This window comes from Pseudomonas putida, assembly GCF_005080685.1.
Taxonomy (GTDB): Bacteria; Pseudomonadota; Gammaproteobacteria; order Pseudomonadales; family Pseudomonadaceae; genus Aquipseudomonas; species Aquipseudomonas putida_V.
In genome coordinates this window covers 65,055-76,976 of sequence record NZ_CP039372.1, presented here as the reverse complement: position 1 = coordinate 76,976, position 11,922 = coordinate 65,055, and the positions used below count along the sequence as shown (strand labels likewise).

The 11,922-nt window shown below is 54.5% G+C and carries 12 protein-coding genes; 1 reads left to right on the top strand and 11 read right to left on the bottom strand.

Features of this window, described 5'->3' with window-relative positions; all coding sequences use genetic code 11:
• Window positions 1–13 precede the first annotated feature (13 nt).
• On the top strand, window positions 14–319 hold the full coding sequence (locus E6B08_RS30525; protein ID WP_009682525.1) for a hypothetical protein: 306 nt from the start codon (window positions 14–16) through the stop codon (window positions 317–319).
• 185 nt (window positions 320–504) lie between these two features.
• Here E6B08_RS30525 and E6B08_RS30520 read toward each other — a convergent pair whose 3' ends face one another.
• The 11 genes from E6B08_RS30520 to E6B08_RS30465 form a co-directional block, all read right to left on the bottom strand.
• Entirely contained in the window at window positions 505–1,416 is a 912-nt protein-coding gene (locus E6B08_RS30520; RefSeq protein ID WP_228393790.1) for a DNA cytosine methyltransferase, read from the bottom strand.
• 636 nt (window positions 1,417–2,052) lie between these two features.
• Entirely contained in the window at window positions 2,053–3,048 is a 996-nt protein-coding gene (locus tag E6B08_RS30515) for a ParB/RepB/Spo0J family partition protein (RefSeq protein WP_009682527.1), read from the bottom strand.
• Between the two features lie 124 nt (window positions 3,049–3,172).
• The gene (locus tag E6B08_RS30510; protein ID WP_009682528.1) at window positions 3,173–4,312 is read right to left on the bottom strand and encodes an AAA family ATPase; all 1,140 of its coding nucleotides are present in this window, start codon (window positions 4,310–4,312) and stop codon (window positions 3,173–3,175) included.
• A gap of 269 nt (window positions 4,313–4,581) precedes the next feature.
• Window positions 4,582–4,773, bottom strand: a complete 192-nt coding sequence (locus E6B08_RS30505; protein WP_125854362.1) for a hypothetical protein — start codon at window positions 4,771–4,773, stop codon at window positions 4,582–4,584.
• Window positions 4,774–4,873: 100 nt separating this feature from the next.
• Window positions 4,874–5,188, bottom strand: coding sequence for a hypothetical protein (locus E6B08_RS30500; RefSeq protein ID WP_009682530.1), 315 nt, complete (start codon window positions 5,186–5,188; stop codon window positions 4,874–4,876).
• Window positions 5,189–5,324: 136 nt separating this feature from the next.
• A complete protein-coding gene (locus E6B08_RS30495; RefSeq protein ID WP_009682531.1) occupies window positions 5,325–5,747 on the bottom strand; it encodes a hypothetical protein in 423 nt (140 codons plus the stop codon).
• On the bottom strand, window positions 5,748–6,704 hold the full coding sequence (locus E6B08_RS30490) for a replication initiator protein A (RefSeq protein WP_009682532.1): 957 nt from the start codon (window positions 6,702–6,704) through the stop codon (window positions 5,748–5,750).
• A 347-nt stretch (window positions 6,705–7,051) separates the two neighbouring features.
• Window positions 7,052–7,903 (bottom strand): hypothetical protein, encoded by an 852-nt coding sequence (locus E6B08_RS30480; RefSeq protein WP_023662975.1) that lies wholly within the window; start codon window positions 7,901–7,903, stop codon window positions 7,052–7,054.
• Between the two features lie 258 nt (window positions 7,904–8,161).
• Window positions 8,162–8,461, bottom strand: a complete 300-nt coding sequence (locus E6B08_RS30475) for a hypothetical protein (protein ID WP_023662976.1) — start codon at window positions 8,459–8,461, stop codon at window positions 8,162–8,164.
• A 280-nt stretch (window positions 8,462–8,741) separates the two neighbouring features.
• The gene (locus E6B08_RS30470; protein WP_023662977.1) at window positions 8,742–9,854 is read right to left on the bottom strand and encodes a DNA-binding protein; all 1,113 of its coding nucleotides are present in this window, start codon (window positions 9,852–9,854) and stop codon (window positions 8,742–8,744) included.
• Window positions 9,855–10,596: 742 nt separating this feature from the next.
• Window positions 10,597–11,817, bottom strand: coding sequence for a replication initiation protein (locus E6B08_RS30465; RefSeq protein WP_009682433.1), 1,221 nt, complete (start codon window positions 11,815–11,817; stop codon window positions 10,597–10,599).
• Window positions 11,818–11,922 lie beyond the last annotated feature (105 nt).

The following is an 11,922-nucleotide window of genomic DNA, read 5'->3' as shown; positions in this document are numbered from 1 at the left end:
AGGCACCTCCTTCATGGGTTTCGAAATGGTTGCAAAGCACATCTCAGCGCATACGGCGGCGAGGACGATCCGGGGTTTCACACCCAGCCCTCACCTGTTGCGCGATCCATTCGATTTGGGGTGTGTCCAGTCCGAACCGCTGGGCGTAATCGTCCCGGTGCTGGTCGAGATCTTTGGCAAACTCTTCCGAATTGAAGTCTCGGCCTACACCCCGCAGGAACCGGCCGGCACCTTCTCTGCCTTTGTAGGTGGGATGAGAGCCATCCAGGATCAATTTCACTTCCTGGAGCAATTCGTCGTGGTTGAAGGTTTCAAGTGACATATTGCTAATTCCGTATAATGTCTTGAATACAGAATATAGCATACAAAAAAAGGCCTGTGCCCTGCCCTTTCGCACTCTGTAAAAACAGCCATTCAGGCTGTTGCTAGTAGCAACATTCAGCTGTTGCTACTAGCAACACTTGGAAAGATCCGCCCGGCGCACTAGGCGGATCAGGCGTCTACCTAGATCAGCATTGCCAATTGCCCGGTGGACTCGACCACCGAAAAGGACTTTTCGACCAGAAGGTCACTCAACAGCTTGGTCACGGCATCGTCATCGCAGTCATAGTAGGCATCGTCCAAGAGGTTGGAGAGATCTTGAAGCTTCAAACCGTTCTCAATGGCCATCGATAGGAGCCGAGGATCGATGCGGTCATATTTCCCGGCAATTTCCAAGGCTGGATGGTGATAGGCGTTGTTGGCCATGAAGAAGGCGTAAGCAAATCCTGCTGGTGTCACGCTACGTGCATTCTTCGTGGCCAGGCTGCTCCCACCGTACTGCGTGTGCATTTTTGAGCCCTCGGTGGGATGGACAGGTGCAACGGGTAAGTCTGCGTTGAAGCGGCCCCATATGAGGGTTTTCTTCGTGTAAGGCTCGCCGAGATCGCAGGGGTTGAAGCTGAGGCGCCACGGTGGAAGACCAGCTAGCTTCTCGATTCGACCTACTGGATTTTCAATCGCCCAGATCGACGGCCGATAATACTCGACCAGTCGCAGAGTCTGATGAACCAGCTCTATTGAGGCCGCAGTGCGCCCATCGAGATCCTTGGCTGCAAAGTGCCTTGCCCCTGAGTTCGCAAAATCAGTGCAAGGGCAAGCTGCGATGATCGCGTACACCTCTGCCCCTTCGAAGTCGCCGAAGTACTCCATGAAGAACTCAACGTCGAATTTGCTGACGTCACCCAGCTCTGGGTTGTCTTGAATATCAAACCGGTATACCTGGTAGCCGGCCTCAACCCAAGGGTCAGACCATTGCCCGCTCTTATCAAACAGCGACAGCACAACTTTATCGCTGTTATCGCCCGTCGAACCTTGAGACACAGCCTCTTGTCTCCAGGTGCTGATGACATCAGCAGCATCGTCCAGGGACAGCATGCCGTGAGTCCGAGCCTTGGCGCTGAGTCGGATAACCTCTCTTGCCAAAGGGGCTGTGAATAGGCGATGAACGCCCTCCTCCGACATTTGCTGAAGAACTGAAGCATATGGGGTCACAAATTGGCTCACTGGAATTGGTGTGAGTGAGCGCTGATGCTCTGGGGCACTGCTTGGGGAAGATCGGACGGGAGAAAAACCATTCATGCTCTTGCTCCTAGACTGGTGGGCCTGCAGGGGAGGTAGCCGCCTCGCCTGCAGGATGTCTAACACAAGAACATTTTACACGTACGTACGTACGCATTCAATGATATTAATGCGAGTATGCCACGCTGGCCCGAGTTACATTGTCTGGTACTTTTCCATGTGGCTAAGCACTACTTGTCTATCAGCATGCACCAACGAGCACGCGGTAAAATCCCCCTCCCACACAGCGGTCGCCCATGTTCCATCAAGCCCTGCTTGCCAGAATGCACCCCACTCGCCGCTTGGCAGCTCTAGCAAGAGCCAGTCTGGAAACGGACATTGCCTAGCCAGGCTCAGAACGTACCTGACGTGATGTGGTTCACTAGGCATTCCCATGCGTTTCGCTCCGTTAGCTGATTGAACCCACCCCGATCGGGGCGGGCTTGGCCATGCTCAATTTCGCGTGCCTTGTGTCGCAAATTCAGAAGCATCAATCGAATCAAGGAAAGCTGCGAGCTTGTCCATGATTTTCTGAGGGTCCACTTCCTTATCGATCTTGAATTCAAGCTTGCGCCCATTCAAACGAACTGAGCCAACCCCTTGCAGCTTCCGAGGTTCTGCCATCATGGGCTTAGGACCGCTACAAGCAGCAAGCTTCTGCCCAATCATGCGAAGCGCGGCCTCCTGGCCAGTCCCCTTCTCGGCCATTTGAATCACAATGCGATGGACGATGTTCACATCCGCCTTTGAATGCTCTACAAACTTTTTCGCATAGTTCGCTGTAATCAAATGGGGTTTGGTGTCCAGAATTTCCTTGATCTGTTCGGGCAGCTGAATAAGGTCAAGGCAGCGGTTCACGACTGTGTGATCTACACCAAGGCGTCGAGCCAATGCCCGCTGGCTTTTATCAGCGCCTTTCAGCATGTATCGCTGATAACTCACAGCTTTTTCGTAATCAGTGAGCTCATTTTGGAGGTTGTCGGTGATTGCCAAAAGCATCGCCATGTCGTCTGACATTGGCTTTACATGAGCCATGATTTTGTCGCGACCCAGCATTTTGTGAGCCCGCCATCGGCATTCACCGCCGATAAGCTCGAAACGCTCCCCTACAGGCCGGATTGTAATCGGTTTACCCAGGCCCACAGAGTCAATCGAGCCAGCGAGCTCTTCAAGCTTGGCTTGATCGAAGAACATCCTTGGCTGATACGGCGAGGGATCGATCTGCTCAACCAGGACCTCCTCGAGCCATTCGTCCTTGAGTATGAGTTGACCTTCTTGAGCGCCTTGAGCAATGAGATGCTTGTTATCAGTCTCATGCTCAGATCCCATGGCCTGCTGGAGCATCGCCGCCCTGCTGCCACGGCTACCTGTGGTTGGCGGCATTTCCGTAGGCTTGCGCAGTGATGCCATTGCCGTGCTTGGCTTGCCTGGGTAGTCGGTGGATTTCATTAATCACCCTCCTGTGTTGCTACTAGCAACACTCCAATCTGCTGTTGCTACTAGCAACAAAATCGTTGCGTGTTGCTAGTAGCAACACCTTTGAGAATATGAGCCCTGTTGCTAGTAGCAACACTCACTCTTGGGGCTGAGCAGCAACACGGCGGATCTTCTCCAGAACCTCGGCATGCACTGCGCGAGCGTTGTCGATGGTGTCCCGATTAGCACCCTTCCAGAACATCAGGGGGACACCGTCATCGAGGGAGTTCACATAGTCTGCAGAGTGATAAATCTTTTCCTCTGTCACGCGACCTGGGAAAAGCTGGTTCAGTCTGTACAGGTTGTTCAACATCCGAGGACGCCCCTTTGCAAACATGGTCGGCACAGCTACCAGTTCAGGGGCGAAACCGTATTCGCGTGCGAAACCAGCGCACCAGTCATGCAGTCGCAAGATCGCCTTGAATGAGAATTTGTCCATTCGAACTGGGCTCATGAGCAGATCGCTTGCCGCTACCGAGTTCTTGGTCAGGCGCGAGCCTGCGGGGGCGTTATCGAAAATGATGACGTCGTATTGCGATAGGTCGCAGCCTGAAATCTTGCCGGCTTTACCATCTTCAACCCACTTCGCGTACCACATATCCGAATTATTGGCTGCGTCCAACGCCACGCCCAGGTCTTCTAGCGATGCGTCGGCTGGGATCAGGTGGGGGCCATTTTCACCAAAGGGTTTCTTGATGACTTCATCAAGCGTTTTGGGTTGGAACGAACGCATGCGAAGCATTGGGCTGATCAAGTGGCCGAGGTGACCATCAACGATGCGGTCAGCAGGAATTCCAAGCTCCTGCAGATCTTCTGGAGTAGCGTCCGGGTCGTAGCCGAGCATGCTCGACGTATCACCCTGGGGATCATTGTCGACCAAAAGAACGCGCAACCCGGCGAGAGAACAGGTAATGGCCTGGCCGACCGCTGTGGTGGTTTTGTTGGTGCCACCCTTCGAGATGTAGGTGGACATGACCACCTGGCGCGCCAAGCCCTTCAAGTGACCAAGTTCACGGCGAAGTGCTGCCAAATCGAAAAGGTCCGATGGCGTATAAACCCGGGAGGTCACGGTTCCGCGCGGCACACGACGGATCTCGATGTTGTTCGATTCTTCGATGTCTTTCAGGCGCCGAGTCGTAAGGCCAAAGCAGTCCGCGGCGAAACGGGGCGTGAAAAACAACTCATTGAAATCCACGTAGGTTGCAACATCTTCGACCATTTCCACATTCGAGTTCATAGCACTTCTCCGTTTTGCTGTTGCATTCAGTATAGATCCTGAACTCCTGTTGTAAACCGTGGAATTCAGGTTATTTTCATTTTTTAGCCTGATAACCTGAATCTTTTGGCCGATTGTGTTGCTAGTAGCAACGATATGAGCGGCCCAAGCACTCGCGCAGGCGCCTACGCCGCAGCAAGCGAAGGCTGAGAGCATCTGAAAGGGGAGGGGGAGGGGATTTGTGGCAAAAAGGCGCTAAGCAGGGCTCATTGCGAACCCGCTTTGAGGGGTTACTTCGTGGGTGGAGTTGACTCGATGCCCCACATCATCTCAAGTGCCTGCTCGATCAGGAATGACATAGCAGTGTTTTGTTCGAATGCCTGCTTGCGAAGGCGCTCATGGTAGTCGTCGCGCATGGTGATCGTTTTGGCGCTCCGCTTAGGTTGCGAAGGTGCTGGCGCAGCGTCTTTACGTGATGCCATGAACAGGCCCCCATATGGATTGAAGTCGCGACAATGATAAACCGTTTGCTTATTTATAGATACGTACGCACGTACAATGCGTACGCATCATTTAAGCCCCTTACTGCTGCTCAACCAACCTCGCACCGCGGCCGTCATTGGCGCCACGCTTCAAGTCGGACAGCTGTTGGATAGTGTCCTGGAGGTTGCGCAAGACATATGCAGGAAAGCCTGGTTTACCCTCGGAATGACGCACTTTCAGATCGTCGATGTGGTCACTATCGAATCCCAAACGAGTAAGGCCCAAATCATCGCCCTCTACTAGGGCACGATTCGCGGAGATCATTACTGAATGGGCTTCTTCCAGTTTTTTGATTTCATCATCGATGTGGAGGGTATCGTCGCGATCAACGGACCATAGCGAAATGCGCTTCATGATATTGCTCCTAGACGCTTGGTTAGCCTGGTAGCCGCCAGGCACAACTCGGTGGGTTTCCTTACACACACTATACGTATGTACGTACGCATACAACACTATTTGTCGGCGATATACGACGACTCGGCTAGTTTTTCTATCGGGTGTCGCGGTTTGCTGAGACATTTAGCTGGAGCCGACGCCTCCGTGCGCACTCTTTTGAGCAGCCAGCAAGATCAGCCAAGGCCTGGTCAGACATCGCCCCCTGCAAATGGTCGAAGTTAGCGATTGCTGATCGCTTGAAGGTGGGCTTCTCCAGTTGCTTCATACGCTTGATGACGAAGTAGGCCGATACGCCAGCGAGCTCGGCGATTTCAGCCACAGGGCGCTTTGCTAGAAGATATTGATACTTGAGAAGGGCAGGGGGGGTGGACTCGGCGAGGGCAAATCGTTCTTTGCCAATCTTGAGCCTGCGCCGCCGAACAGCTTCCGTGCTGCAGTCAGCTAATTCAGCAATGGCCTGGTCAGTCCGTTCCCCCATCAAATGATCGTATTGCTCAAGCCTAGATCGCGCCGGCATTCAACCCTCCATGTCTCGCTTTTCAAGCGCAGCGAACCAATCCAATTCCCCTTTGGCAGCCAGCTCCTCGAGGAGCGATTGCTCATCGCGCGTGTAGAACACGATCCGATGAGGCTTCACACTGGTATCCAACCCCATGTGATAGTCCGGCAACAGGTCTCGCTGAATAATCTTGCGGATCTCCGCTCTGTAATGGGTGAGGCTCTGTTTTGAGCCACATTTTTGCTGCAGCGCAACAATGTCCGCGGCCCAAATCATCTTGCTACCCAAGTGCTTACGAGCGAGTTCATATAACCGCCGTTCAAGAGGCATCCGCAGCCCAAAGTAGCGCCGATCAATGCTCATCACTTCAAAATGCAGGAAGGCGTTGTAGATCCACTCTGACAGCACGACTTCGCATTCCAACACGCCTTTGCCATTGGATGCGGTCTTGGTGACGGTGTAGTCCTCGATCCAGCCAAATCCCTTGGTCTGCTCTTGACCACCAGTAACGATATTGGTTTCGAGCTGAGTCCCTTTTAATCGCCGAAGCATGTCCAGGACGTTCGAATACGCGTTTCCACCAGGATCGCGGGATGTACCTGTCAAAAAATCGTATGTGTCGAACTTAACGCGCTTGGAAATTGGCATCCCTGCTTTGCGTGCCTCGATGATCTGCGATCCGAGGAACAGCAATAGGTCTTTGTCGAAAACGGTGGCGGCACCGATCACTGGCGGGATGATGCGTACCCGCTTGTTCGTTCCGGGCTGGCTGTACTCACGAACGCTCGTATCTGGTTTGGTCGACAAGCTGAAAAGCGGAAACTCCATGCTGGCCAGGTCATCCTTAACTGGCCATTCAACAATGTTCGCCTGGAACATGTCGGTCTGTACGTAGGGTACTACGTTCGCTTTTCGACCTCTCTTGAGAGGCTTATCATCTTCCGCTGCCATATCGGCCATCTTCATCTCGATCATTACGCGTTCCCGCCATTGTACACAGGTAGATAGCAACGCTTGTGCAGCTGCCGACTCACCCTGTGTATCAGTTTTGTGCAGGCCTCATCCGAGGCCAATACGGTTCGTATTTCACCGACACCGTGCTCTCCAGAGATTCCCCAGTTCCGCATTGCCACGGTGTGACCAATCAGATCGACGAGGATCCGCAGCTCGTAGAAACGCGCACCACGTTCCCATCTAGCGTAATAGGGTCGGTTGAGGTACCTGGTTGCAGTCGTTATCATGTGCGAACCCAGACGCTCCTAGACGAGTTCATTTCTGGTAGAAGCCCGGAACCGGTAGCCGCCGACCGGGCTTCGCTCTGCTTACGGCAAGACTTTATCGTCGTAGAGCATGACCATCTCAGCCATTACACACAGCTCCCCCTGCACCTTGGCCATTAAGCCGCGGCAATCGCCTCGCTCCAGGACACCTGCATCCCACAATTTGCACAGCTCCGCATAGCTGTAAGTCTGCATCGGCCAGTCACAATGCCGAACGAACGTCCAACCATGGCTATCCCGAAACTCACGGGAATATGAAGCGCCCATGATCACAAATTGTCGGCCATTAACCTTCACCGTTGGAACAGTCGGGACCTTGTCGCCCGCCTCTGCGAACGCTGCAGGGCAAACAGCACCATCCCAGCGGTGAGAGTCAAGCTTATGCAGGTGGACAACGTCACGATGACTGGCCCGAAAGAAACTCGACTCCCACGGTACGAACTCACACCAGCAACGCTGTTCAGCGCTTTTCAGCCAGGCCTGCACGACTATTGAGCCGACGCCAGGAACATGGATGCCCAAGGTTTGCGAGCGCGGTGCGCGGCGCTGCTTGAAACGGCAACCATTCACACCACCAGCGTCTGCAAGGAATGACAAATCCGCCCATTGGTCCATGGACACAGGCAATGCCGATCGCCACATAAACGAGCCAGTTTGAACGGTGTCGGTACCGCAGCGCTTTTCCTGAAGCAATGCTTGAAGACATGATTCGATGCTCTGCTCGAACAGCGGTCGGACTTCGGCGGGTACGTCATGCAATCGGGCAGCTGCAGTGTCAAGCATCGCCTTATAGGCATCATGGGTATATTCAGGCGAGCACCAGCTCTCGCTACCGCCGAAAGCAGCTTCAGCGACAGTTTCATCAAAACTCAAGCCCATTTGCACAGGATTCATCTTCTGCACTCCTAGAGAAATTCAACCCGGTAGCCGCCGGGGAAGCAGGAACGCTTCAAAACAAAGAATAACATACGTACGTACGTACGCAAAGAGCAAATAGATTTCACCACGGACACCTGGTGCAAACGCAGTTGATATCAACTTAGGTAGTTGAATTTCGGGTCCAGCTCGGGGCTGGTAAGAGGAGGGGAGGGAGGGAGGAGGGGTCGGTCAGTGCCTGAAACCCCGAGGGCCGATTGCGCGGCCCCTTTTTCATCATTCAGCCTTAGCCTTGGCCTTCACCGGCAGAGTCTGGTTATGGTGATAGGCGGGCATCCAGCGGGTAAGCAGCTTGATCCCATGGAAAGAGCTGCCTTGGCCACTGATCACAAATGCAACTGGATCCGCCCCCTTGGGGACGCGTCGACCTTCCTTCTTCCAATACCCCGCGGTTTTGACGTCATCAGGTTGTAGTGGCCAGCACGATACATCAGGTTTGCAGTCGTAATGCGGGAGCCCGGGATGCTCGGCTTCTTCGGTCGTCAACCGTTCAATGATTGCTGCTGAACGAGTCATAAAAACCTCCATCAACAAGGGTTTCCAATTCGCTACCCGCGTGCAGGTAACGGGTGATCGGGTCGCTTCGGAGTCACGCACGGCGATGCGGGGTGATTTGGGTTAGCCGCTATCGCCGCGCACTCCGCCTCATACGCAGCCTGGTCAGCTGTCTTTTCGTACCTCTGCTGCCCATATCCGACGATGAGGAACGTGCCGATCAGGATCAACTTTGTAGACGTTTTCATGCTGTGTTCACTTCCCTGTAAGTCCATTTTTCAAGGTCGCCTTCCGGGCATCCTTACTTGGGTTCATCAGGTTTGCCGGCAGAAGGCTTCTCCGTCGCACTGCTATGCCGGCTTTTGGTCGGGCTCAAGCGAGTCATAAGCTCGCTGTTCTGCCGCAGCACCTCTTGGAGGCCACCGGTAGTCTTGGCCAGCTCGCGGGAGTTCTCATCTGCAGCTTGACGCCACTTTTCTGCATCAGCCTGCAACGTAGTATGCGACCGCTGCAGTTCTGCATGTTGAGCACCTAGTGTGGCAACCTGCAACTGCAGGCCATCAGCCTGTTGCTGTTTGACATCGAGTGCCGCACGCACTCGCACCAATTCTTCATTTGCTGCCTCAGCTTGAGCCTGGGCCTGGGCAAGCTTCACCTGTGTATCACCCAGTGCCATTTGGCGCTCCTCGGCCTGCTCAGTTACAGACTCAAGGCGAGCCCTGGCCGTAACCAAATTCTCGTTCAGGCGCTCGATCTGCTCGGCGGCAACACCTTTCTGCTGATCCAGCTCTGCCAGGTGGCTGATACGCGATTGAGAAAGCTCCTGCCTCACTGCAGCGGTCTCCTCGTGGGCAACCCGCAGCTCGTCTTTAAGGTCGTTTGCTCTACGTTCGATCTCAACTGCTCGGGTGGTCTGTTCGGCAAGACTCTCGCGCGCCTCTGCCAACTGCTGGGAAAGCTGCTGGTTTTGTTGCGTAAGCAAATCATTGGATCGCTGGACCTCGGCATGCGAGCTGCGGGCCTGCTCAGCTTCAGCCACTGCCCCCTCATACGCCTCCGCAAGCTCGCGGCGCATAGTCTCATTGTCGCCGCGCTCCAGCTCCCATTTAGCCTCCGCTTCTCGAAGGCTGGCATTAGCTTGCTCCTGCGCGGCGGTCCAAACAATGCCGACTGCCTCAAGGTGGGCTGACTTCACTTGATCCGGCACTGCCACTGCGACAAGAGCGGGCTTGGCGGTCTGCTGCCGCTTCCATTCCTTGAATACCGCTGAGCAAGTATTCATGTCAGCCCGCGCCCGACCCCGGACATCGCTCACAGTCGGGAACTTATCGGCGCGACCCAACTGGTCATACAGCTCTTCGATCGCGCTAATGATCCGTGCGCGAACGTCGGGGTTAACGGGTGACAGTTCCATTCTCAGCTCCAAGAGGAAAATACCATAAGAATAATAATATTCTTCTTATTATTCTTATGCAATGGATCTCCTAAGAAGAAAGCCCAGCTTACGTGTGCTGAAACACTGCTCCCCTCTGATCTCAGACACACGGCGGATAGGCGGGGCGAGCCGATACCTGGGCGGCAACGGGGCTAATGCCCGCGTAGAGGGTTCTGGGAATGGAGATAGGTGCAGGGGGAGGCAACAACGTGATGATCAAGCTAGTCGTCGCAACGGCCAGCATGAGCAGTTGAATGATTCGGTCGTACATGTGAAGGCACTCCTGGGCCTGGAAGGTGACTGGAAGCTTGCCGTCACGACCGATTCGAAATCCTCTTGGGTTATTTCCGCTCGAATCTGATTCGTCACGACGCCGGCCACGTCAATGATCATCCGCCCAAGAACCCACACATTCCGCAAGGTTTCCGATTAACCACGCTGTCCGTGATCGAGGCAGCAACCTGGCAATCCCTGACAAATGCCAGCTCAAAGTCCATCTCAGAAATAAAGAGGGCGCTCTACGCTGCAATCTGAGCGATTCGTAAGGGTGAGATGCACCAGATTCCACGTAGGAGCACGCCCATTAACAAGAGCGGCACCGCACCTAACGGAGATATTCAAGGATGGAATGAAGGTGGCACGGAGGAGAGCAGGTTATGTAGAGCAGGCTGGAGGTTCAGTGTGTCGAATCACTCCCCATGCACACCCACCATCTGAATAACTAATCAGGCAAAGGCGGAAGCAAAGCAGCCCCGGTAGGGGCAGGTACCTGATATACAGCATCCTTTACACCAGGTTTAATTGGCTCAGCCCCATGGTTTGGACCGGCTGGTTGTGCTGCTGGGGTGGTCTGGGGGGTCTGCTTAGGGCGAAGGGGAACAACCGACGGCGACTGTGCTTCTGTGATGACCGCCTTGTACTTGGCCACGGTTTGGCGAGAGACGCCTGCAGTCAGGGCGATAGCGGTGTAGGTAAGATGAGACCCTTTAGCGATCAACTGCCGGCAAGCCCCACGGATCTTGTTTGCGGTCTGGTTTTGCCTGACTGCATGGGTCCGTTTGGCGGCGAGGCTCTGGCGCTCCTCGAGTGGCAGCGATCGATCAAGCTCCATCACACCACGGTGATAGTCACCACTTCCGCGGTAATGGGACCAGGTCCATCGGGCAATCGATTTAGCCGTGGCGCGCACTGATGACAAGGGCAGGTCGTTGCAACGTTCTCGCGTGCGAAAACGGTTGTCGTTGTGACATTGCGCAAGGACCCGAGAGTAAAACGACTCGAAGTAACCTCCAGCTCGCTCAGCATTGACGATGCTGTATGCGTAGAAACGGACACGTTCGAACAAGGTGCAATGCCTGGAGTGGGACACTGCATCCATGTCGGGTCCTTTGGACCACAAAGGCATCGGCCTGGCCAAGTCGAGTTCTTCAGCCAGATCGCCCAAGTCGTAGACATGATTGTGCAGCTCGGTGGTGATCCACCAAGGATGACCTGGTGTCTTGGCAACTGGACCACTGTGGTAATCGGGGTCAGCCTTGAGCAGTGCGGCCATGCTGTCGTAGACAGCCTTCATGTACAGGATCGGCTTTTCACGGGCTCGCTCGGTGGTACACACCGGAGCAATCGCATAATAGAGGTGCGAGTTGCCTGAGTTTCGGTTACGGACAATGAAGTTGGGGGGGGGAAGCCCATGCTCCTCCCAAATCAGGGAGTTGGTATGGTCGAGATCGAAAACGAGCCATGACACACGGCCAGGACGATTCACCTGCATGTAGGGGTAGCGGATCGCGTATTCACGCGGCCGTACTCTCATCGCCGTTTTATTGTCACTGCAGCGTGCGAGATAAGAAGCCTCTTCGAGGATACGGCTCATCGCTGACGCCGGCTGGTAATAACCCGGGTGCGCAGGCGCCGTCGAAGCTGCCGTGATGAGGTTGCTCACAAGCAGGCCTCAATGAAGAAGCTGACAAATTCAGGGCGAATTAACCCGTGCCGCGTATTGCGCAGCAGAGTGCAGGTGTCCATACTCGAATTACCTGAAAGGGGC